Consider the following 22753-nt stretch of genomic DNA (forward strand, 5'->3'; position numbering starts at 1 on the left):
GTACTAACATGGAGAAAAATATGTCATTTCAATCCTGGGATACCCGTATCGACGACGACCTGGCTTTGCTGAGCGAAACGCTGGAAGAGGTGTTACGTTCCTCGGGCGACCCTGCCGATCAGAAATATATTGAGTTAAAAGCCCGTGCTGAACAGGCGCTGCATGAAGTGAAAAACCGCGTCAGCCATGCGTCTGATACTTACTACTACCGTGCCAAAAAAGCGGTTTATCGTGCCGATGACTATGTCCATGAAAAACCGTGGCAGGGCATTGGGGTGGGTGCTGCCGTAGGGCTGGTGCTGGGTCTGCTGCTGGCCCGTCGTTAAGCCGCTTAACCACTCCCTATACGTGGGTACTGCTATTTATGTTCAGTACCCCGTATAATATGCGGTTTTAACAGGGAGAGGTTCGCGTGAATTCGATTTTCCTTGCGCTGGAGCAACTGCATACCCAGCTTTCGCAAGCGTTACCCGCCACACCCGGCCTGTGTCATTTCGACGTCTCTTTCCCGTTAAACGACGCCTTCGATCCTCTCGCCTGGCTTGGCGAGCAGCAGTGCTATCCGCAATTTTACTGGCAGCAGCGTAACGGTGATGAAGAGCTGGCTGCGCTGGGGGCGGTCACCCAATTTTCCTCTCTGGCGCTGGCCTCACAGTTTTTGCGTGCAGAACATGCGCCAAAAGAGACTCGCATCTGCGGCCTCAACGCATTCAGCCCGGAGCAGGGCAGTCTTTTTCTGCCGCGCCTGCTCTGGCGACGTACCGCTGGCAACGCCACTCTCCGCCTGCAGCTGTGGAGCGATAGCTCGCTTCAGGACGACGCGCGCACTGCCCTGGAATTACTCCAGCAACTCCGTCCAGCCAGAGCCATTCGTCCGCTGTCTGTCCAGGTTGAGCGCGAAACGCATCTGCCGCAAAAACCGGAATGGTTGACCCTGATCGGCAAGGCGACGGAGACTATCGCGCGCGGCGATTTCGAAAAGGTCGTGCTTGCCCGGGCCACCGATCTGCAGTGTAAACAGCGGGTTAATCCTGTCGCACTGATGGCCGCCAGCCGCGCCCTGAATCTCAACTGCTATCATTTCTGCATGGTATTCGACGCCCGCAACGCGTTCCTCGGCTCCACGCCCGAGCGCCTCTGGCGGCGACGTGGCAAGCTGCTGCGCACCGAAGCGCTGGCGGGCACCGTCGCCAGCCATACGGATGATAAACAGGCGCAGCGCCTGGGCGAGTGGTTGCTGAATGATGATAAAAACCAGCGTGAAAATATGCTGGTCGTGGAAGATATCTGCCAGCGTCTTCAGCACCATACGCAGACGCTTGAGGTATTGCCTGCTCAGGTCGTCCGGCTGCGTAAAGTCCAGCATTTACGACGCTGTATCTGGACGGAGCTAAAACAGGCCGATGACGAATTGTGTCTGCATGTGCTCCAGCCGACAGCCGCCGTTGCCGGGCTTCCGCGACAGCCCGCGCGTGCGTTTATCCACAACGTTGAGCCTTTCAACCGCGAATGGTACGCCGGTTCGGCCGGGTATTTATCGCCCGATCAAAGCGAGTTCTGTGTGGCGTTGCGCTCGGCGCGCGTCCAGGATGACGCCCTGCGGCTGTACGCCGGGGCGGGCATCGTCAGCGGATCTGACCCGGAGCAGGAGTGGCAGGAGATCGAAAATAAAGCCGCTGGCTTGCGCTCTCTGCTCCTTAGGGATTAATACTGATTCGCGCAATCCCGATTCATATCAAAATTCCAATTTTTTCTATTATTTATACTGTGTCGCATTCTTGATACCGGACAATCTCATGTCAGTAAGTTCTTTTAACCGACGCTGGGCGGCGGTGATCCTTGAAGCCCTGACGCGCCATGGCGTCAGGCACGTGTGTATTGCACCGGGTTCTCGCTCAACGCCGCTGACGCTGGCGGCCGCCGAAAATCGGGCGTTGATTCATCACACCCATTTTGATGAGCGTGGCCTTGGGCATCTGGCGCTTGGGCTGGCAAAGGTCAGCAAAGAACCTGTGGCGGTGATTGTCACCTCCGGTACCGCCGTGGCGAACCTCTACCCGGCCCTGATTGAAGCCGGGCTAACCGGTGAAAAACTGATCCTGCTGACGGCCGACCGTCCTCCTGAGCTTATCGACTGCGGAGCGAATCAGGCCATTCGTCAGCCGGGACTCTTTTCTTCGCATCCTTCGCAGACGGTTTCGCTGCCGCGTCCTACCCAGGATATTCCGGCAAGCTGGCTGGTCTCCACCGTCGATCACGCCATGGAGACATTGCGCAGCGGGGCGTTGCACATTAACTGTCCATTTGCCGAGCCGCTGTATGGCGAACTGGACGATACCGGCATTGACTGGCAGCGCTCCCTCGGTAACTGGTGGCAGAGTGAAAAACCGTGGCTGCGCGGGCAAACGCATCTTGAGAGCGCGAAACAGCGCGACTGGTTCTTCTGGCGCCAAAAACGCGGCGTGGTTATTGCCGGGCGCATGAGCGCCGCCGAAGGCAGGCGGGTCGCCGAATGGGCGCAAACCCTCGGCTGGCCGCTGATTGGCGACGTGCTTTCCCAGACCGGTCAGCCGCTGCCGTGCGCCGATCTCTGGCTCGGGAATGCAAAGGCGGTCACTGAGCTTTCACAGGCGCAGATTGTGGTCCAGATCGGCGCCAGCCTGACCGGGAAACGCCTGCTGCAGTGGCAGGCGACCTGCACGCCGGAAGAGTACTGGCTGGTCGACCCGCTGGAAGGGCGGCTTGACCCGGCTCACCATCGCGGCCGCCGTCTGGTGAGCAACATTGAGAGCTGGCTGGAACTGCATCCGGCGGAAAAACGTCAACCCTGGGCGGTGGCAATCCCCGAATTGTCTCGTCAGGCGTGGGAAATCACCAAAGCGCACTGTGAGACATTCAGCGAAGCCGGTCTGGCGCACCGTATTCGTCAGTATCTGCCTGAACAGGGCCAGCTGTTTGTCGGTAACAGCCTGGTGGTGCGTCTGATTGACGCCTTTTCGAAGCTGCCTGCGGGCTACCCGGTTTACAGCAACCGCGGTGCCAGCGGCATCGATGGGCTGATCTCGACGGCGGCGGGCGTGCAGCGCGCCAGCGCGAAATCGACGCTGGCGATCGTGGGCGATCTCTCCGCGCTTTACGATCTCAACGCGCTGGCGCTGCTGCGTCAGGCTTCCGCACCGTTTGTGCTGATCGTCGTGAACAACAACGGCGGGCAGATTTTCTCTCTGTTGCCAACGCCCCAGAGCGAGCGTGAGCGTTTCTATCTGATGCCGCAGAACGTGCAGTTTGAACATGCTGCGGCAATGTTCAGCCTGAAATATCACCGCCCGGAGAGCTGGGAACAGCTGGAAACAGCGCTAAGCAGCGCCTGGAAGCAACCGGGCGCGACGCTGATTGAGCTGGTCGTGAACGATGCCGACGGTGCACAGAGCCTGCAAAGCCTGCTGGCACAGGTGAGCCAGCTGTGATCCTCGCAGGCGTGCAGCAGACCGGAGAACCAGGCTATCCCTGGCTGGTCTTTTTGCACGGTTTTTCCGGAGACTGCCGCGAGTGGCAGGTTGTCGGGGAGACGCTGAGCGAGTATCCCCGGCTCTATCTTGATCTGCCGGGGCACGGTGAATCCCGGAATATTACCGTGACGGGGTTCGAGGAGATGAGTACGTTACTTACCCGAACTCTGATTAGTTACAACATACTTAACTACTGGATGGTGGGGTACTCCCTCGGCGGCCGCATTGCGATGTTTCACGCCTGCCAGCAGCCGAAGGGGCTGTTGGGCGTGATGGTTGAGGGCGGACATCCGGGCCTGCAGAACGCCGACGATCGCCATGCGCGGCGGGTATCCGACCACCGCTGGGCGACACGTTTTCGCACCGAACCGCTGGATAAGGTCTTTGCTGACTGGTACCAGCAGCCGGTGTTTGCCTCTCTCCCGGACGCTGAGCGGAAGGCGCTTATTACCCTGCGCAGCCAAAACAACGGCATAACGCTGGCGAAAATGCTTGAAGCGACCTCGCTGGCCGGGCAGCCGGATTTACGTCCCGCGCTCAGAACCCGCCATTTCTCTTTTGATTACCTCTATGGCGAACGTGATAAAAAGTTCGCGGACCTTGCCGCCGAACTGCACGCTGTTAGCCATGCAATTCCAAACGCCGGACACAACGCCCACCGGGAAAACCCCGCTGCGGTCGCCGCGAGTCTGGCTCAGATACTGCGTCTTCGAACAAAGGACACTCTATGATCTATCCTGATGAAAACATGCTTTACGCGCCGGTCGAATGGCAAGACTGCTCCGAAGGCTACACCGACATTCGTTACCACAAATCCGCTGACGGCATCGCCAAAATCACCATCAACCGTCCGCAGGTGCGTAACGCCTTCCGTCCGCTGACCGTCAAGGAGATGATCCAGGCCCTGGCGGATGCTCGCTATGACGATAACATCGGCGTGATTGTCCTGACCGGCGAAGGTGAGAAAGCCTTCTGCTCCGGTGGCGATCAGAAAGTGCGCGGTGACTACGGCGGATACCAGGACGATGCGGGTACGCATCACCTGAACGTGCTTGATTTCCAGCGCCAGATCCGCACCTGCCCGAAACCGGTGGTGGCGATGGTGGCGGGTTACTCCATCGGCGGCGGTCATGTGCTGCACATGATGTGTGACCTGACCATTGCCGCCGAGAACGCCATCTTCGGCCAGACCGGTCCGAAAGTGGGCTCTTTCGACGGCGGCTGGGGCGCTTCCTACATGGCGCGCATCGTCGGGCAGAAAAAAGCGCGTGAAATCTGGTTCCTGTGCCGTCAGTACAACGCCCAGGAAGCGCTGGATATGGGCCTGGTGAATACCGTGGTACCGATTGCCGATCTCGAAAAAGAGACCGTCCGCTGGTGCCGTGAAATGCTGCAAAACAGCCCAATGGCGCTGCGCTGCCTGAAGGCGGCACTCAACGCTGACTGTGACGGTCAGGCGGGCCTGCAGGAGCTGGCGGGCAACGCCACCATGCTGTTCTACATGACCGAAGAGGGTCAGGAAGGACGCAACGCGTTTAACGAAAAACGCCAGCCTGATTTCAGCAAATACAAACGGAACCCGTAATGCGTCGCGCGCAGGTTTACCGCTGGCAGATACCGATGGACGCGGGCGTGGTGCTGCGTGAACGGCGGTTAAAAACCCGTGATGGCTTCTTTGTGCATCTCCAGCAGGGTGAGCGAGAAGGCTGGGGCGAGATTTCGCCGCTGCCGGGCTTTAGCCTGGAATCGCTCGATGATGCACAGGCTGCGCTGCTGGCGTGGGCAGGTGCGTGGCGCGAGGGCGCGAACCCGGCGTTCCCGGACGTGCCTTCTGCGGCCTTTGGTATCAGCTGTGCGCTGGCAGAACTGGAGGGCAGCCTGCCGGAAGAGGGCAATTACCGCGCGGCACCGCTGTGCACGGGCGACCCGGACGAGCTCTTTACGTTGCTCTCCACCATGCCGGGCGAGAAAGTGGCGAAAATTAAGGTCGGTCTCTACGAAGCGGTGCGCGACGGAATGGTCGCCAACCTGCTGCTGGAAGCGATTCCCGATTTGCACCTGCGTCTTGACGCAAACCGCGCCTGGACGCCGCTTAAGGCGCAGCAGTTTGCGAAATACGTCAACCCGGCGTACCGCAGCCGCATCGCCTTCCTGGAAGAGCCGTGCAAAACCCGCGACGATTCGCGCGCGTTTGCTCGTGAAACGGGGATTGCTATCGCCTGGGATGAAAGCCTGCGCGAAGACGATTTTGAATTTATTGCCGAGCCGGGCGTCAGCGCAGTGGTGATTAAACCGACGTTAACCGGCAGCCTGGCGAAGGTCCGCGAGCAGGTTGCCGCGGCGCATGCGCTGGGTCTGACGGCGGTGATCAGTTCGTCGATTGAGTCCAGCCTTGGGCTGACCCAGCTGGCACGTATTGCCGCCTGGTTAACGCCTGACGCTGTCCCCGGCCTCGATACGCTGAACCTGATGCAGGCTCAGCTTCTCCGCCAGTGGCCGGACAGCGCGCTGCCGTGCCTCAGCGTTGAGGCGCTGGAGCCGCTGCTATGAGTTTTACCGACTGGCCATGGCGGCACTGGTGTGCGCAGTTTGCCGACAAACCTGCTCTCAGGCTGAACGACGACGCGCTGAGCTGGCAACAGCTGTGCACGCGTATCGATCGCCTTGCCGCGGGCTTTCATCAGCAGGGGGTGGAGGAGGGTGACGGTGTTCTGCTGCTGGCCTATAACCACCCGCAAACGCTGATGGCATGGCTGGCGCTGCTCCAGTGCGGCGCGCGTATTCTTCCAGTGAATCCACAGCTGCCGCCTCCGCTGCTGGACGTGCTGCTCCCCCAGATGACTCTGCGCTTTGCGCTGGTGCTGGACGGCAGCTACGACGCTCTTCCTGCCCTGAGCATGCGTGAGCCAGCCGATGCATACCGCGTTGCATGGCAACCGGCGCGGCTGGCCTCGATGACGCTCACCTCCGGCTCGACCGGGCTACCGAAGGCGGCGGTGCATACCTGTGCCGCCCATCTTGCCAGCGCACGCGGCGTGTTGTCGCTGATGCCCTATGGGGACAACGACGACTGGCTCCTTTCGCTGCCGCTGTTTCACGTTTCCGGTCAGGGAATTTTATGGCGCTGGCTGGTGGCCGGGGCACGCTTAACGGTGCGCGAGAAACAACCTCTGGAACAGGCGTTACGCGGCTGCACCCACGCCTCGCTGGTGCCGACCCAGCTCTGGCGTCTGCTTAATCGTCACAAGCCTGTTGTACTGAAAGCGGTGCTGTTGGGCGGGGCTGCAATCCCCGTTGATTTAACACAGCAGGCGCGCGAACAGGGTATTCACTCCTTCTGCGGTTACGGCCTCACCGAGTTTGCCTCTACCGTCTGTGCGAAAGAGGCAGACGGCGAGCCGGACGTAGGGTATGCGCTGCCGGGCAGAGAGGTGCAGGTCGTTGAAGGTGAAGTCTGGATTAGGGCGGAAAGTATGGCTTCCGGCTACTGGCGGGACGGTGCGCTGATGCCGTTGACCAATGCGCAGGGATGGTTCGCCACCCGCGACCGTGGGGAATGGCATAACGGGCGACTGACGATTTTAGGCCGCATAGACAATCTCTTTTTCAGCGGAGGAGAGGGGATCCAGCCGGAATCGCTGGAACGTGTTATCGCCGCACACCCGCAGATTAACCAGGTGTTTATCGTCCCGCTGGACGATGCCGAGTTTGGACAACGTCCGGTGGCGGTGGTGGAGTGCGAGCCGGGAACGGATATCGCGCAATTTCCTGACTGGATCCAGGGCAGACTGGCGCGCTTTGAGCAGCCGGTCCACTGGCTGGTACTGCCGGCGGAGCTAAAAAATGGCGGGATTAAGATCTCCCGCCAGGCGTTAAAACAGTGGGTGAATGCCCAGCTGTCGGCGTAATTATCCGATATCCGGCTCCGGTTTGCGCTGGCGACGGCGCAGCAGGCGTAATACCGGCGGCACCACAATCACCATGATTGCCAGCGCTAACAGGACCTTCGCGACGCTGCTGTCCCACAGGATCGACATATTGCCGTTACTGATGGACAGCGCGCGGCGCAGGTTCTGCTCCAGCATCTCGCCAAGCACGAACCCCAGAATCAGCGGTGACATCGGGAAGTGCATCTTACGGAGTATGTATCCCAGCACGCCCAGGACCACCATCAGCACCAGGTCAAACGTGGTGCTGTGCACCGCGTACACCCCTACAGCAGAGACGGCGGCAATCGCCGGGACCAGGAACCACAGGGGAATGGTCAACATGCGGGTGAACAGCCCAATCAGCGGGATATTCATCACCAGCAGCATCACGTTAGCGATCAGCAGGGCGGCAATCAGCCCCCAGACAATATCCGGCTGCTCGGTAAACATTGCCGGTCCCGGCGTGATGTTGTAGAGCGTCAGGGCGCCCATCATCACCGCCGTGGTGCCGGAGCCCGGTACGCCAAGGGTCAGCATCGGGATAAACGAGCCACAGGCCGAGGCGTTATTGGCCGCCTCAGGCGCCGCCACGCCGCGAATATCGCCTTTACCAAAGCTGTCGCTGTTGCCGCTGAGCTTTTTCTCGGTCATGTAGGTAATGGCACTGGCGATGGTGGCCCCGGCGCCCGGCAGGATGCCGACAAAGAAGCCAATTACCGATGAGCGCAGCGTGGTGCCGATGCACTGCGCGCCTTCTTTAGCGCTAAAGAGCATCCGGCCGGTTTTGCGCACCAGCGTCTGCCCGCTGCTGGTATGTTCCAGCATCAGTAAGATTTCAGAGACAGAGAACAGACCAATCACGACCACGATAAACTGCACGCCGTCGGACAGGTGAACGCTGTCGAAGGTAAAGCGATAGACCCCGGTGTTGGCATCCACGCCGACGGTGGCTAACCCTAAGCCAATCAGCGCGGACAAAAACGACTTGAGCGGATTTTGCGCCATCATGCTGCCGAGGCAGGCAATGGCAAACACCATCAGGGCAAAATATTCTGCCGGACCAAAAGCCAGCGACCACTGGGCCAGCGCAGGCGCAAACAGAATGATGCCGCCAATGGCAACCAGCGAGCCAAAGAACGAACTGACCGCTGAAATGGAGAGCGCCACGCCCCCGCGACCCTGTCGCGCCATCGGATAGCCATCCAGCGCGGTCATGATCGCCGCCGCATCTCCCGGCACGTTAAGCAGGATCGACGAGATGCGCCCGCCATATTCACAGCCGATATAGACCGTTGCCAGCAGGATCAGCGCCGATTCCGCAGGCAGATGCAGGGCAAAGGCCAGCGGAAGTAAAATTGCTACCCCGTTGATCGGCCCAAGACCCGGCAGCAGGCCGACAATCGTGCCCACGAAACAGCCGATCAGGGCGATCACCAGGTTTTCCGGGGTCATCGCCACGGCGAACCCCTGTGAGAGGTAAATCCAGGTATCCATAGCGTGCTCCGTTAATTAAGCCAGGCGCCGAGCGGTAACGTCACGTCCAGCAGGCGGTCAAAGGCGTACCACAGTAAAATCCCCATCACCACGCCTGAGATCCCTGCCGCGGGAAGGGTGGCGTTAAACAGCATGCCGATCACCATCGTCAGGATGGCGGTCGCCACCGGGAAGCCGAGCCATTCAAAGCCCCAGGCGTACATCAGCAGGACAATGACCATCACCAGCAGACGCTGCAGAATGCGACGCGGTGGCCACTCGACGGTGTCCGGGTGGCGCAACAGCAGCGCCACCGAGCAGAGCAGCATCAGGCCGACAATGCCCATCGGGAAGGGGCGTGGCCCTACGGGTTCATAGCTGTATTCGCTGTGGATCTGCCAGGCGACAAACATCCCGCCAACGCAGAGCAGCAGCCATATCCCGGCAAAAATACGATCGCTCATAGCGCCTCCGGTTATTTCGCCAGGCCAAAGGCTTTCGCCTGCTCGCGGTAGTCATTCACCTGTTTTTTGACGTACTCATCCAGTGGCTTACCGGTCAGGTTAAATTCAAACAGCCCGCGCAAATCGCGCTGTTTCTTAAACGCTTCGGTCTGCTGGAGTTTGTTGAACGCGTCGACCCACCACTGGTACTCGGCATCGGTCACTTTTGGCCCGACGAAGAACCCGCGGATGATCGGCCAGACCAGGTTGTAACCCTGCTCTTTGGCGGTCGGCACGTTAGCCAGCTGTCCCGGCAGACGGTTTTCCGAGAAGACCGCCAGCACGCGGATTTTGTCCCCGTTCAGGTAAGGCACCATCTCGCTGAGATCGCCGGAAACGGCCTGAACATGGTTGCCCATCAGTGCCGTAACCGGCTCGCCGCCGCCTTCAAAGGCCACGTAGCGCATTTTGTGTGGGTCAACCTTCGCCTGTTGCGCGAGAAGGGCGGCTTTCATCCAGTCCTGGCTACCGATCGACGCGCCTGCGCCAATCACCACGCTGTTCGGATCTTTTTCCATGGCGGTGAGCAGGTCTTTCAGGGACTTCCACGGTGAGTCGGCACGCACGGCAATCATCCCGTAGTCGGTACCGACGGTCGCCAGCCAGCGCACGTCATCCACGCCATAACGGCCAAACTTGCCCTGAGACAGGTTCAGCAGTGAACCACCGGAGAAGGCCACCACCGTCCCCGCTTCCGCAGGTCGTTGTGCGACGATGGCGTTATAGGCCACCGCGCCCACGCCGCCGGGCATGTAGGTCACGCGCATCGGTTTCTCGATGGCCTTCGTCTCCAGCATGCTGACCTGAATCAATTTGCAGGTGAGATCGAAACCGCCACCCGGTTTGGCCGGGGCGATACATTCGGTACGGGACGGGGCGTCCTGCGCCTGAACGACAGAGGTACTCAACAGGAATGCGCTTGCAGCAAGGGTAGAAAGTAAGTGTTTTTTCATCGTTTATCCTCACGCCGGGGGTACGGGTATGGGTCTTTTTTCTGATTATGTGAACCGCCTTGTAGCGGTTCCGTTGCGTGATTGTTAAAACAATAACCTTTCATTTCCCTTTCAATGGGGAACCAACTTTACAGGATGTGACATGCGTCTCTTACTGGCAGAAGATAATCGTGAGCTGGCTCACTGGCTGGAGAAAGCACTGGTGCAGGAGGGCTTCGCCGTGGATTGCGTGTCTGACGGGCGTGCCGCCGACCATCTGCTGCAGGGAGAACATTACGCGGTTGCTATTCTGGACATCGGCATGCCCGGTTTTGACGGCCTGGAAGTGGTCCATCGCCTCAGAAAACGGGGGCAGACGCTGCCCGTCCTGTTCCTGACTGCGCGCAGCAACGTGGCGGACCGGGTAAAGGGCCTGAACGCAGGGGCGGATGATTATCTGCCAAAACCGTTTGAGCTGGAGGAGCTTGACGCCCGGCTGCGTGCCCTGTTGCGCAGAAGCGAGGGGCGCACGCAGGAACGCCAGCGTCTTGGGGAACTGGAGTATGACGACGAGGGCTTTTTCCTGCTCCGCGATGAACCGCTTTCCCTGACGCCGCGCGAGCTCTCTCTGCTGAAAGTGCTGATGCACCGCCGCACCCGTCCGGTTTCGCGGCAGCAGCTTTTTGACCAGGTGTTCAGCCTGAACGACGACGTCAGCCCTGAAAGTATCGATCTTTATATTCACCGCCTGCGAAAGAAGCTCACCGGCAGCGGCGTGCGGATCACCACGTTACGGGGGCTGGGATACGTGCTGGAGTGCGGCGATGAGAGGGTTTAAGCCGCAGTCGCTCTATCTGCAACTGCTGCTTTTCCTTGGCCTGCCGCTACTGTTGCTGTGGGGATTGTCAGCCTTTAACAGCTACGTCAGCGCGTTGCAGGCGGCCACGCAGGCTTACGACCGCACGCTGTTATCCTCTGCCCGCACCATTTCGGAACGGCTGGAGGTACGCGACGGCAAGCTGGCGGTGGACGTGCCCTGGGTGGTGCTTGATAGCTTTGAGCTCAACATGAACGACCGGCTCTATTACAAGGTGGTCGACCCCGACGGGCGGGTGATCTCCGGCTATGACGATCTGCCGAAGATGCCGCCTGCAACATCGCGTACCACGCTCTACCCCGCGCTGGCGTGGTTTTACCATACCGAATATCGCGGGCAGGCGATTCGGGTGGCGCGTCTGCTGCAGCCCGTGAATCAAGATTCTATTTTTGGCATGGCGGAAATATACGTTGCGGAGACGCTCCAGTCACGCCGCTATCTCGCCAGCCAGTTGCTCTTTTCATCCTGGGTTTCGCAGGGGCTGCTGGTGCTGCTGACGCTGGTGCTAACCGCCTGGATGCTGCGCCGCGTGTTGCGTCCGATGCGCCAGCTCTCCTCGCTGATGGTGCGGCGCGAGCCGGGCCTGCTGGCACCGCTGCCGGAGCTGTTGCCCTGGTCCGAGACCCGGCTGCTGATTGTGGCTTTTAACCGCTATATCGACCGTCTGCGCGGCGTGCTTTCGCGTCAGGAACGTTTCAACGCGGATGCATCGCACCAGCTCAAAACGCCGCTGGCGGTACTTAAAACACAGGTGTCTGTCGCGCTTACTCGCCAGGATCCCGCTTTGTGGCAGGAGAGTCTGCGGGCAATGAACGCCACGCTGGATGAGACTATCGTACTCACCGAGCGGCTGTTGCAGCTTTCGGCGGTGAAGGGGAGAGAGCAGGGCGATCGTCAGTTCTCGCCTGTGGATCTGGTTCAGGTGGTGCAGAACTGCTGCTTCTCCCGACTGGCGCAGGCGCGGAGCAAAGGGATCGATCTGGGTTATGACGGTGTGGAGCAGCCGGTCATGATCGAAGGCGATGACGTCCTGCTGGGCGAACTGTGCGCTAACCTGCTGGAGAACGCGATTAAATATACCCCAGCAGGCGGGACCGTGACCGTTTTCCTGCGCGCAGAGGCCGGTGCCGTTGAGCTGCGCGTTGAAGACAGCGGCCCCGGTATTGAAGAGGATCAAATTCACCAGGCAATGCTCCCTTTCCACCGCCTGAACAACGTTGGGGACGCTGCCGGTTCCGGGATCGGGCTGGCACTGGCGGGTGACATTGCCCGGCTGCACCGCAGCCATTTGCAACTCAACCGCAGTGAATCCCTGGGTGGCCTGTGTGTCAAAATGCGCTTTCTGTTGCTTGCATAAAAAAGCCGCAAGTTTCAAATCGTTACAATCTTCCCCCCCGCCGCACGCAGAGTGCTTGATCCCCGGGAGACTCAGGTTAAAATCTCGCGGTTTTGGGACTTCTCTATAAAATTGCGCGGGATCATGACAATGAAAAAAGTGGCATTACTGGGCTTCGGCCTGATGGTTGTATCTGCGGCGGCTAACGCCATCAGCTTCAACGGCTCGGCGGGTCAGGACTATACCCACCTGGGCTTTGGCCTGGGAACAGAGACTTCCGGTCTGGCGATGACCGGTGGCTGGACGCATAACGATGACGACGGCGATGCGGCAAGCCTCGGTCTGGGTCTGAACATTCCTCTTGGTCCATTCCTGGCGACCGTCGGCGGTAAAGGTATCTATACCAACCCGAACGACGGTGACGAAGGGTATGCGGCAGCGGTGGGTGGCGGCCTGCAGTGGAAAATTGGCGACAGCTTCGGTCTGTTTGGCGAGTATTACTACTCTCCGGACTCGCTCTCCAGCGGTATCGACAGCTATGAAGAAGCCAACGCCGGCGCGCGCTGGACCATCATGCGTCCGATTACCATCGAGGCGGGCTATCGCTACCTGAACCTGGCGGGCAAAGACGGCAACCGCGACAACGCGCTGGCCGACGGTCCCTATGTGGGCGTAAGCGCAGGCTTCTAATCCTGTCGGCGCGGCGTTCCGTCGCGCCAGTTTCTCTCTTCTCCCTCCCGCGTTTGCGCTATAGTGTTTTCACCAAATAAGCGGGAGAACACAATGATTAACGTGGAGATGTTATCCACCGGCGACGAAGTGCTGCATGGACAAATTATTGATACCAATGCTGCCTGGCTTGCCGATCTTTTCTTTGAGCAAGGATTACCGTTAACGCGTCGCAATACGGTAGGCGACAATCTTGAGTCGCTGGTCAGCATTCTGTGTGAGCGGAGCGAACACTGCGATGTGCTGATCGTGAATGGCGGACTCGGTCCTACCAGTGACGATCTCAGCGCGCTGGCCGCCGCAACCGCAAAAGGTGAAGGGCTGGTGCTGCATGAGGCATGGCTTTCACAGATGGAACGCTTTTTCTCCGAACGTGGCCGCGTTATGGCCCCCAGCAACCGCAAGCAAGCTGAAATCCCCGCCAGTGCTGAGCTGGTTGATAACCCGGTCGGCACCGCGTGCGGGTTTGCCCTGCAGCTGAACCGTTGCCTGATGTTCTTCACGCCCGGCGTACCTTCCGAATTTAAAGTGATGGTTGAGCAGAAGATCCTGCCGCGCCTTCGCGACCGTTTTACCCTGCCTGAACCTCCGCTGTGCCTGCGACTGACCACGTTTGGCCGTTCTGAAAGCGATCTGGCCCAGAGTCTTGACCACCTGCAATTGCCGCCGGGCGTGTCCATGGGCTATCGCTCCTCTATGCCGATCATTGAGCTCAAGCTGACAGGACCGGCGACGCAGAAAGCGGCGATGCTGGCCCTGTGGCCCGAAGTGCAGCGCGTGGCGGGCGAAAGCCTGATCTTTGAAGGGACGGAGGGGTTGCCTGCGCAGATTGCGAAGCACCTGCAGGATCGTCAGCTGAGCGTGACCTTAAGCGAGCAGTTCACCGGTGGCCTGCTGGCGCTGCAATTGTCGCGCGTCAGCGCGCCGCTGCTGGCCAGCGAAGTGGTGCCGTTCCAGCAGGAGACCCTGGCGCAAACCGCCCGCTGGGCCTCGGAGCGACGGGTTAAACATTTTGCCGGTCTGGCGCTGTTCGTGGGTGGGCTGGATGAGGAACACCTTAACGTCGCGCTGGCGACGCCGGAGGGGACCTGGGCTCTGAGGGTCAAAATGAGCATCACTCGCCACAGTCTGGCGGTGCGTCAGGAAGTCTGCGCCATGATGGCGCTGAATATGCTGCGCCGCTGGCTCAATGGCAAAGAGGTCGCCAGCGAGCACGGCTGGATTAACGTTGTTGAGTCGCTGTTCGTCGAGTAATGTTTGTGCCGGGGCGTTCGCCCCGGCCATGTTCAGCCCAGCGCGTTCGCCAACAGGGTAATCGGATGCTCACAGCGCTTGCTGGTGGACATCTCGATCTGCCATTTACAGGTTTCGCAGTCGGTCACCACGATATCCGCGCCGCTCTCTTCGATCTGTCGGAACAGCGGGGCGCCAATCGCCTGGGAGGTTGCGTAGTTTTCGCGCTTAAAGCCGTAGGTTCCCGCAATCCCGCAGCAGCGCGAATCCAGCACCGTCAGCTCAAGTCCGGGAATTAACCGCAGCAGCTCAAGCGTATAGAGCGACCAGCCCATTTTCTCCATATGACACGGGGTGTGATACACCACTTTCAGGGGCAATTTCCCCAGCGGCAACGTCTGCCCGCTATCGAGCTTGCGCCACAGGAAGCGTGTCGCCAGCTCGATGTGCTCGCGCAGGCCGGTATTATCCACGTCCAGCAGATGCGGGTACTCATCGCGCAGGGTGAAGGTACAGGTGGACGAGGTCGCCAGCACCGGAATACCTTTATCGACAATCGCTTCGCGCAGTGACGTGACATTGCTCTGAGCCTGCCTGCGCGCTTTATCGGTAAACCCGTTGGCGATCAGCGGTACGCCGCAGCACTTCTCTTTGTTCAGTAGCTGAACGCCCGTTCCCATGGCGTTTAGCACCTTCAGCAGATCTTTGCCCAGCTGCGGGTGGTTGTAATTCACATAGCAGCCGTGGAAAAAGGCCACCTGGTCGGCGTACTGCGCCTGCTCCGCCGCGACGGATTTGTACCAGCGGCGGAAGGTGCCGTGAGAATATTTCGGCAGGCTGCGGTGATGGTCTATCTTCAGCGTGGCATCCAGCAGCTGGCGCACCGGTTTGAGGGCGGTCGCGGCATTGACCAGCGGGGCAAACGGCGTTGAGACGCTGCCCATCAGGTCGGTATGGCTGAGCATGGCATCGCGCAGGGACGGCTTTTGCGTGCTGTAGCGCGCCCTGGCGCGCTGGATGATATCGCCGATTTTCACATCCGACGGGCAGGCAACTTCGCAGCGTTTGCAGTTGATACAGTATTTCAGCGCCTCGTCGTACAGCTTACCGTCCTTCAGGCGCAGACGCTCGCCGTCAGGCCCGGCCTGTTTCGGTCCGGGATAGCGCGGGTTCACGCCGCTGACCGGGCAGACGGTTGTGCAGACCGTGCATTTAATGCAGCTTTCAAAACGGGTATCGTTCATTGTTCCGCCTCCGCGCGCTGGCTAATCTGCTCTGCCACATACAGCGCCGTGACGGCGCAGACCCCGCCACCGCACCCCTGAGTTATGGGATCGTACCCGCCCAACAGCGAGCCAATGGCAAAGAGATTCCTGACGGGCTTACCGGACAGTTGCGGGTGCAGTTGGTTATCAACCATCACGCCGAACTGTTGCCAGGGCTGCGGCGAGAAGAAATCACTCTGATACCAGTCCGCGCGGGACGCGCCTTGCCGGACATCAAGCCCCATAATGGCTTCCCGGATGCCCTCCCGGCTGCTCAGCAGCCCGTTGCTGAAGAAACTGCCGCTTGCCAGCACCGTATAGCGGGCGCGAAGCGGAATATCACCGTGGTTGCGGGTCCAGATTTCACTCACCGCGCCGTCCGTCAGGGTGATTTTTTTCACCTCGTCACCCGCCATCCACACGCCGCCCTGCGCCACAAACTGGCGCTGGATCTGGGTATGCAGGCGAATGCCGGGCACGGAAGGGGGAAGCGTTGGCAGCAGGCCGAGCGAGCAGGGCAGACGGTCCGACAGCCAGCGCCACAGGCGGTTATCGCTGAGTCCAAAGCAGGCAGGCATCAACAGCGTATCGCAGGTTTCACCGAGCGGTCTGAGCGCCTCATACAGCAGCGGCCATCTGTCTTCGTTATCCAGAAAGCGGGCGATATTCACCGCGCGAAACTCGCTCGGGTTTTCGCGCAGGACATCCAGTTCAGGCAGTTCTATCTCTGCCGTCTCGGCGTTCACGCCCTGGCGACACAGTGACGCCGCCGCAAGATGGGGCTGAAAATCCAGAAAGCCGCTAATACCCACGACCCGTACCCGTCCTGTGCTCACAGGGGCAACGGGGACCTCCTCCGGGCTGAGCCATGCGGAACGCAGGGTGCCAAGCGGCGTGATGCGTTGATGATTTTGCCTGGCGCTCCCCTTCAGACGCGCACCGCAGTCAGCCAGCAGCGCTTCGGTTTCCAGCGCAAAGCGGTCAATATGCTGCGCGCCAACCCGATGATACGGGTGCTCCGGCGGCAGTTTGTCGCGGTACGTGTCGTCCACCAGATCCAGCGATCCCGACGAGAAGTGCAGGGCACTCTGCCCCCGGGTGATAATGGCGCAGCGCAGCCCCTGCTTCGTGAGCTTGATGCCACAGAGCAAGCCCGCCAGCCCGCCGCCGACAATCACGGTATCAAATTTCATCGTGTTGCTCCTTCTCAAGACCGCAAAGCCCCTGGTAGACCCAGCGGGTAAACTCGCTCTCACGCAGGGCATCGCCCCAGGCGACAGGCTGAATGCCTTTCCAGCGCTCGTTTAAAAAGGCGCTGAGCTGATCGAGCGACTGGGTGGCAGTCGTGGTATGAAAACGCTGCAGCAGACCCGCCACACGGCAGGCGCACAGTTCACCCTGGCAGGTTCCCATGCCGACGCGGGTGCGACGGCGGAGATCGAGCAGGCTCTTGACCGTCAGGTTCTCCACCGCGTATTGCACCTCGCCCGCGGTGACGGCTTCGCACTCGCACACCAGGCTGCGGCTCAGCCGACCTTCGCCGAGCCAGACCGGCGTTCTGTCCCCGTGGCGGTAAATCGCGGAACCGCGCAGCGGGGCGGGCAGGGAGATGATTTTTTGCAACGTTTTTTCGGTGGACTGACGCGATCCTGGCAGCGGTTGTTCTGCCGTCACGCACGGCTTGGTATTCCCCAGCTTGCGGCAGACTGCATCGGTGGCCCATTCGGCCATCAGGCGGTAGGTCATTAATTTGCCGCCTGTAATGGTGATAAATCCGTCCATGCCGTCGCGTTCGGCGTGGTCGAGCAGCACGATGCCCCGGCTAACGTTACGTCCGCTCGGATCGTTATCGCTGGCGACAAGAGGACGCACGCCCGCGTAGGCACGCAGAATACGCGTCTGGGCCATCACCGGGGCCAGTTTCTCGCCTTCACGCAGCAGGATATCCACCTCTTCGGCGGTCACGCGGTTGTAGTCAATGTCGCTGTAGTCGACGTGGGTTGAGGTCGTACCAATCAGCGAAATGGTATCGCCCGGCACGAGGATATCGGCATCAGACGGTTTGCGGCAGCGGTTGATCACATGGTTATTGATGCGATGGTCGAGGATCAGCAGCGAGCCTTTCGCCGGGAACATGCGCACCGACAGGTCAGCGTATTCTGCAATGCGCTGCCCCCAGATCCCCGCGGCATTAATGACGACGGAGGCAAACAGCTCGCTGTGTTCGTGGTATTGCGTATCAAACACCCGCACGCCGCAGACGCGATGGCCTTCGCGGATAAGTCCGGTCACTTCATGTCCGGTCAGAATGCGCGCCCCATGTTCCCGGGCATCCAGCATATTGGCGGCGGTCAGGCGGAACGGATCGACGGTGCCATCCGGGACTTTCACTGCGCCAATAAGCGCCGGGTTGACCGACGGTTCCAGCTGCCGTGCCCGCGCCGGATCCATGGCCTCCGCCTGAATACCTGCTGCGTTACAGGCGGTGATAAAGGTTTCCTGAAAGGCGAGGTCATCTTCGGGAAGGGTGATAAAGAGGCCATCGGTCGGTTCAATGCAGTGGCGGGCGATACGCTTGAGGATCTGGTTTTCCGCAATACATTCCCGTGCCGACTCACCGTCAGTGACGGCGTATCGTGCGCCGCTGTGAAGCAGGCCGTGGTTACGCCCGGTCGCGCCCGTGGCAATATCGTGGCGTTCCAGAAGCGTGACGCTTAATCCGCGAAGGGCGCAATCGCGAGCGATACCGGCGCCGGTGGCACCACCGCCAATGATAATCACATCGCTGTAGCGAGGATCGTGAATTGTCATTGTCTTCCCTTAATGTTCGTTTTTTTATCATTTAGCCACATGAAAACTGTGGTTTGTTTGATTTCGAACATAAACGCGCGAAATTCGAAAGTGAAACGTGATTTCATGCGCTTTTTTGCGCATTCTGTCATATTTCTGTAACAATCTGTGCGTTGATTCACAGTAACAATCACCATGATTTCTTAACATCCCCGGCTCTGGAATTCAGGTGCGAGCCACCTGCTCATTCAATTCAAGGCCACGGAGGCTGTCATGCTCAGTATTTTCAAACCCGCGCCGCATCGGGCGCGTCTGCCAGAGGCAGAGATTGATCCGCTATACCGTCGTCTGCGTTGGCAAATTTTCCTGGGGATCTTCTTCGGGTACGCGGCGTACTATCTTGTGCGTAAAAACTTTGCGCTCGCCATGCCGTATCTGGTGGAGCAGGGCTTTTCACGCGGCGATCTGGGGTTCGCGCTGTCGGGGATCTCTATCGCGTATGGTTTTTCCAAGTTCATTATGGGGTCCGTGTCAGATCGCTCGAATCCGCGCGTGTTTCTGCCCGCCGGTCTGATTCTGGCGGCTGCGGTGATGTTGTTCATGGGTTTTGTGCCGTGGGCAACCTCCAGCATTGCCGTTATGTTCGTGCTGCTGTTCCTCTGTGGCTGGTTCCAGGGGATGGGATGGCCGCCATGCGGACGTACCATGGTGCACTGGTGGTCGCAGAAAGAGCGCGGCGGCATTGTGTCGGTGTGGAACTGCGCGCATAACGTGGGTGGCGGTATTCCGCCGCTGCTGTTCCTGCTGGGGATGGCCTGGTTCAACGACTGGCACGCTGCGCTCTACATGCCTGCGTTTGGCGCCATTCTGGTGGCGATTATTGCCTTCGCGCTGATGCGCGATACGCCGCAATCCTGCGGCCTGCCGCCGATTGAAGAGTATAAAGACGACTATCCGGATGATTACAGCGAGAAGCACGAAGAAGAGCTGACCGCGAAGCAGATCTTCATGAAGTACGTGCTGCCTAACAAACTGCTGTGGTACATCGCGGTGGCCAACGTGTTCGTTTATCTGCTGCGTTACGGCATTCTGGACTGGTCACCGACCTACCTGAAAGAGGTGAAGCACTTCGCGCTGGATAAATCCTCCTGGGCCTACTTCCTGTATGAATACGCGGGGATCCCGGGCACGCTGATCTGCGGCTGGATGTCGGACAAAGTGTTTAAAGGTAACCGTGGTGCAACAGGCGTGTTCTTCATGACCCTGGTGACCATCGCCACCGTGGTGTACTGGCTCAACCCGCCGGGCAACCCGGGCGTAGACATGGCCTGTATGATCGTCATCGGCTTCCTGATTTATGGCCCGGTCATGCTGATTGGCCTGCATGCCCTGGAACTGGCACCGAAAAAAGCGGCGGGCACGGCGGCAGGCTTTACCGGCCTGTTCGGCTACCTGGGCGGTTCAGTCGCGGCGAGCGCCATCGTGGGCTACACCGTGGACTTCTTCGGTTGGGACGGCGGCTTTATGGTGATGATTGGCGGTAGCGTGCTGGCGGTACTGCTGTTGATTGTCGTAATGATCGGTGAGAAACGTCACCACGCTGAAGTGCTGGCGCGTCGTCAATAAGGAACATGCCCATGAAATTATCTCATTTAACCACCGGTCTGCTGCTGGCGGGCCTGATGACAGGCTCCGCGCTGGCGGCGGATAAAATCGTGATTGCCCACCGCGGCGCGAGCGGCTATCTGCCGGAGCATACGTTGCCGGCGAAAGCGATGGCCTATGCGCAGGGCGCGGATTATCTGGAGCAGGATCTGGTAATGACGAAGGACGACCAGCTGGTCGTCCTGCATGACCACTATCTTGACCGCGTAACGGACGTAGCGGAGCGTTTCCCGGACCGCGCGCGTAAAGATGGTCGTTTCTACGCCATTGATTTCACCCTGGCGGAGATCCGCTCCCTGAAGTTTACCGAAGGGTTCGAGATTGAAAACGGCAAGAAGGTACAGGTCTATCCGGGACGTTTCCCGATGGGCAAATCTGACTTCCGTATTCACACCTTCCAGGAGGAGATAGAGTTTGTTCAGGGGCTGAACCACTCGACCGGTAAAAATATCGGTATCTACCCGGAAATCAAAGCGCCGTGGTTCCATCATCAGGAAGGGAAGGATATTGCCGCGAAAACCCTGGAGGTCCTGAAACAGTACGGCTACACCAGCAAGAAGGACAAAGTTTACCTGCAGTGTTTTGACGCCGCCGAGCTGAAGCGCATTAAAACCGAGCTGGAGCCGAAGATGGGGATGGAGCTCAATCTGGTGCAGTTGATTGCCTACACCGACTGGAATGAAACCCAGGAGAAACAGCCGGACGGGAAGTGGGTGAACTACAACTACGACTGGATGTTTAAGCCGGGCGCGATGAAGCAGATTGCTCAGTACGCTGACGGCATCGGACCGGATTACCACATGCTGGTGGCAGAAGGCTCCACGCCGGGTCACGTGAAGCTGACGGCGATGGTGAAAGAGGCGCATGCCAGCAAGATGCAGGTTCATCCGTATACCGTGCGCGCAGACCAGCTGCCGCCGTATGCCACGGACGTGAATCAGCTTTATGAGGTGTTGTATAACCAGGCGGGCGTGGACGGGTTGTTTACGGATTTCCCGGATAAAGCAGTGAGTTTTTTGAAGGATTAACACTGGAATTGCCGGGTGGCGGCTGCGCCTTACCCGGCCTACGAACTAACCCTCTCCCACAGGGAGAGGGAACCAGGGCAATTACATCTCGATCTCAATATCGCCTTTTGCCCGGCAGCAGCAGGGCAAAATTTCCCCTTCGTTGATAAAGGCCAGCGGTTCAGTCAGCCAGTCCACCTGGCCGGCGACCAGACGGCAGCGGCAGGAGCCGCAATAGCCGGAACGACACTGGTACTCTACTTCTACCTGATGCGCCTCAAGCGCCACCAGCAGAGAAGGGTGCTCCTCCCGACACAGCACCTCAGTGCCGGAAAGACTTAACGTGACGCGTGACATCAGAGCTGGAAGTCGCTCAGGTCGTCAGTGTTGACTTCAGAATCAATCTGACCGACCAGGTAAGAACTCACCTCCACTTCCTGAGGCGCAACCTGCACGTTATCGGACACCAGCCAGGTGTTGATCCACGGGATTGGGTTAGAACGCGTCTGGAACGGCAGGTCGAGACCGACAGCCTGCATACGGATGTTGGTGATGTACTCAACGTACTGGCAGAGAATGTCTTTGTTCAGGCCAATCATGGAACCGTCGCGGAACAGGTAGTCTGCCCACTCTTTCTCCTGCTGAGCCGCCAGCACGAACAGGTCATAGCACTCCTGCTTGCACTCTTCGGCGATTTCCGCCATTTCAGGGTCATCCGTACCGCTGCGCAGCAGGTTCAGCATGTGCTGGGTGCCGGTCAGGTGCAGGGCTTCGTCACGGGCGATCAAACGGATGATTTTGGCGTTGCCTTCCATCAGCTTGCGCTCGGCAAAGGCGAAGGAGCAGGCGAAGCTCACGTAGAAGCGGATCGCTTCCAGCGCGTTGACGCTCATCAGGCACAGGTACAGCTGTTTTTTCAGCGCGCGCAGGTTCACGGTAACGGTTTTACCGTTCACGTTATGCGTACCTTCACCCAGCAGGTGCCAGTAGCTGGTCATCTCAATCAGTTCGTCGTAATAGTGCGCAATGCCTTCCGCACGCTTCTGGATCTGCTCGTTGGTGACGATATCGTCAAACACCACCGCCGGATCGTTCACGATGTTGCGGATGATGTGTGTATAAGAGCGGGAGTGAATCGTCTCGGAGAATGCCCAGGTTTCCACCCAGGTTTCCAGCTCGGGAATGGAAATCAGCGGCAGCAGTGCCACGTTCGGGCTACGGCCCTGAATGGAATCCAGCAGCGTCTGGTACTTCAGGTTGCTGATGAAGATATGCTTTTCGTGATCCGGCAGCGACTGGTAATCAATGCGATCGCGGGAGACGTCTACTTCTTCCGGACGCCAGAAGAAGGAGAGTTGCTTTTCAATCAGCTTTTCGAAGATGTCATATTTTTGCTGATCGTAGCGTGCCACGTTGACCGGCTGGCCAAAGAACATCGGCTCTTTGAGCTGGTCGTTTTTCGTCTGTGAAAATGTGGTGTATGCCATTGCGGTGAGTCCTGTTGA

Annotated in this window: 21 protein-coding genes; 13 read left to right on the forward strand and 8 right to left on the reverse strand. The window is 59.3% G+C overall.

All coding sequences use genetic code 11. From position 1 onward, the window contains the following. Positions 1-20: 20 nt before the first annotated feature. From elaB to menE, 7 genes are all read left to right on the forward strand, one after another. Positions 21-326, forward strand: a complete 306-nt coding sequence (elaB, locus tag O1723_RS06770; RefSeq protein WP_008500219.1) for a stress response protein ElaB — start codon at positions 21-23, stop codon at positions 324-326. An 86-nt stretch (positions 327-412) separates the two neighbouring features. Next, a complete protein-coding gene (gene menF, locus O1723_RS06775) occupies positions 413-1708 on the forward strand; it encodes an isochorismate synthase MenF (RefSeq protein WP_014884628.1) in 1296 nt (431 codons plus the stop codon). An 88-nt stretch (positions 1709-1796) separates the two neighbouring features. Beyond that, on the forward strand, positions 1797-3467 hold the full coding sequence (gene menD / locus O1723_RS06780; protein WP_014884627.1) for a 2-succinyl-5-enolpyruvyl-6-hydroxy-3-cyclohexene-1-carboxylic-acid synthase: 1671 nt from the start codon (positions 1797-1799) through the stop codon (positions 3465-3467). Beyond that, the gene (menH, locus tag O1723_RS06785; protein ID WP_248190594.1) at positions 3464-4240 is read left to right on the forward strand and encodes a 2-succinyl-6-hydroxy-2,4-cyclohexadiene-1-carboxylate synthase; all 777 of its coding nucleotides are present in this window, start codon (positions 3464-3466) and stop codon (positions 4238-4240) included. The genes menD and menH overlap by 4 nt, the downstream gene beginning before the upstream one ends. Then, on the forward strand, positions 4237-5094 hold the full coding sequence (gene menB / locus O1723_RS06790) for a 1,4-dihydroxy-2-naphthoyl-CoA synthase (RefSeq protein ID WP_013098093.1): 858 nt from the start codon (positions 4237-4239) through the stop codon (positions 5092-5094). The genes menH and menB overlap by 4 nt, the downstream gene beginning before the upstream one ends. Beyond that, the gene (menC, locus tag O1723_RS06795) at positions 5094-6059 is read left to right on the forward strand and encodes an o-succinylbenzoate synthase (RefSeq protein WP_014884625.1); all 966 of its coding nucleotides are present in this window, start codon (positions 5094-5096) and stop codon (positions 6057-6059) included. The genes menB and menC overlap by 1 nt, the downstream gene beginning before the upstream one ends. Further along, positions 6056-7417, forward strand: a complete 1362-nt coding sequence (gene menE, locus O1723_RS06800; protein ID WP_014884624.1) for an o-succinylbenzoate--CoA ligase — start codon at positions 6056-6058, stop codon at positions 7415-7417. Before menC ends, menE begins: the two co-directional genes overlap by 4 nt. Here the strand turns inward: menE and O1723_RS06805 are convergent, their stop codons facing one another. From O1723_RS06805 to O1723_RS06815, 3 genes are read right to left on the reverse strand one after another with little or no spacing between them, the layout of a single operon-like run. After that, entirely contained in the window at positions 7418-8932 is a 1515-nt protein-coding gene (locus O1723_RS06805; protein WP_014884623.1) for a tripartite tricarboxylate transporter permease, read from the reverse strand. Between the two features lie 11 nt (positions 8933-8943). Next, a complete protein-coding gene (locus O1723_RS06810) occupies positions 8944-9375 on the reverse strand; it encodes a tripartite tricarboxylate transporter TctB family protein (RefSeq protein WP_014884622.1) in 432 nt (143 codons plus the stop codon). A gap of 11 nt (positions 9376-9386) precedes the next feature. Then, positions 9387-10367, reverse strand: a complete 981-nt coding sequence (locus O1723_RS06815; protein WP_014884621.1) for a Bug family tripartite tricarboxylate transporter substrate binding protein — start codon at positions 10365-10367, stop codon at positions 9387-9389. Positions 10368-10509: 142 nt separating this feature from the next. Between O1723_RS06815 and tctD the strand changes: the two genes are divergently transcribed. The 4 genes from tctD to O1723_RS06835 all read left to right on the forward strand — a co-directional run bounded on the left by tctD (position 10510) and on the right by O1723_RS06835 (position 14542). Beyond that, complete coding sequence (gene tctD, locus O1723_RS06820; RefSeq protein WP_014884620.1) at positions 10510-11184, forward strand: transcriptional regulator TctD; 675 nt, start codon at positions 10510-10512, stop codon at positions 11182-11184. Then, positions 11171-12580, forward strand: a complete 1410-nt coding sequence (locus tag O1723_RS06825; protein ID WP_014884619.1) for a sensor histidine kinase — start codon at positions 11171-11173, stop codon at positions 12578-12580. Before tctD ends, O1723_RS06825 begins: the two co-directional genes overlap by 14 nt. Before the next feature lie 129 nt (positions 12581-12709). After that, positions 12710-13249, forward strand: coding sequence for a YfaZ family outer membrane protein (locus O1723_RS06830; RefSeq protein WP_023330955.1), 540 nt, complete (start codon positions 12710-12712; stop codon positions 13247-13249). Between the two features lie 93 nt (positions 13250-13342). After that, complete coding sequence (locus O1723_RS06835; RefSeq protein WP_023337560.1) at positions 13343-14542, forward strand: nicotinamide mononucleotide deamidase-related protein YfaY; 1200 nt, start codon at positions 13343-13345, stop codon at positions 14540-14542. Between the two features lie 32 nt (positions 14543-14574). On the opposite strand, the gene glpC is transcribed toward O1723_RS06835, so the two are convergent. The 3 genes from glpC to glpA are packed head-to-tail and all read right to left on the reverse strand — an operon-like array spanning position 14575 to position 18597. Then, positions 14575-15765 carry an anaerobic glycerol-3-phosphate dehydrogenase subunit GlpC gene (gene glpC, locus O1723_RS06840; protein WP_023337559.1) on the reverse strand — a complete coding sequence of 397 codons (1191 nt, stop codon included), beginning with the start codon at positions 15763-15765 and terminating at the stop codon, positions 14575-14577. Further along, on the reverse strand, positions 15762-16979 hold the full coding sequence (glpB, locus tag O1723_RS06845; RefSeq protein ID WP_014884615.1) for a glycerol-3-phosphate dehydrogenase subunit GlpB: 1218 nt from the start codon (positions 16977-16979) through the stop codon (positions 15762-15764). Before glpB ends, glpC begins: the two co-directional genes overlap by 4 nt. Beyond that, complete coding sequence (gene glpA, locus O1723_RS06850) at positions 16969-18597, reverse strand: anaerobic glycerol-3-phosphate dehydrogenase subunit A (RefSeq protein ID WP_014884614.1); 1629 nt, start codon at positions 18595-18597, stop codon at positions 16969-16971. The genes glpB and glpA overlap by 11 nt, the downstream gene beginning before the upstream one ends. Before the next feature lie 252 nt (positions 18598-18849). Here glpA and glpT point away from each other — a divergent pair, with 252 nt between their 5' ends. Together glpT and glpQ are read left to right on the forward strand one after the other, a co-directional pair. Then, the gene (glpT, locus tag O1723_RS06855) at positions 18850-20202 is read left to right on the forward strand and encodes a glycerol-3-phosphate transporter (RefSeq protein ID WP_014884613.1); all 1353 of its coding nucleotides are present in this window, start codon (positions 18850-18852) and stop codon (positions 20200-20202) included. Positions 20203-20213: 11 nt separating this feature from the next. Further along, positions 20214-21269 (forward strand): glycerophosphodiester phosphodiesterase, encoded by a 1056-nt coding sequence (gene glpQ, locus O1723_RS06860; protein ID WP_023337558.1) that lies wholly within the window; start codon positions 20214-20216, stop codon positions 21267-21269. A gap of 81 nt (positions 21270-21350) precedes the next feature. Here the strand turns inward: glpQ and yfaE are convergent, their stop codons facing one another. Together yfaE and nrdB are read right to left on the reverse strand one after the other, a co-directional pair. Beyond that, the gene (yfaE, locus tag O1723_RS06865; protein WP_008500234.1) at positions 21351-21605 is read right to left on the reverse strand and encodes a class I ribonucleotide reductase maintenance protein YfaE; all 255 of its coding nucleotides are present in this window, start codon (positions 21603-21605) and stop codon (positions 21351-21353) included. Further along, positions 21605-22735 carry a class Ia ribonucleoside-diphosphate reductase subunit beta gene (nrdB, locus tag O1723_RS06870; RefSeq protein WP_014884611.1) on the reverse strand — a complete coding sequence of 377 codons (1131 nt, stop codon included), beginning with the start codon at positions 22733-22735 and terminating at the stop codon, positions 21605-21607. Before nrdB ends, yfaE begins: the two co-directional genes overlap by 1 nt. Positions 22736-22753: the final 18 nt, after the last annotated feature.

The organism is Enterobacter cloacae complex sp. HYC080_NIDB (assembly GCF_056673325.1).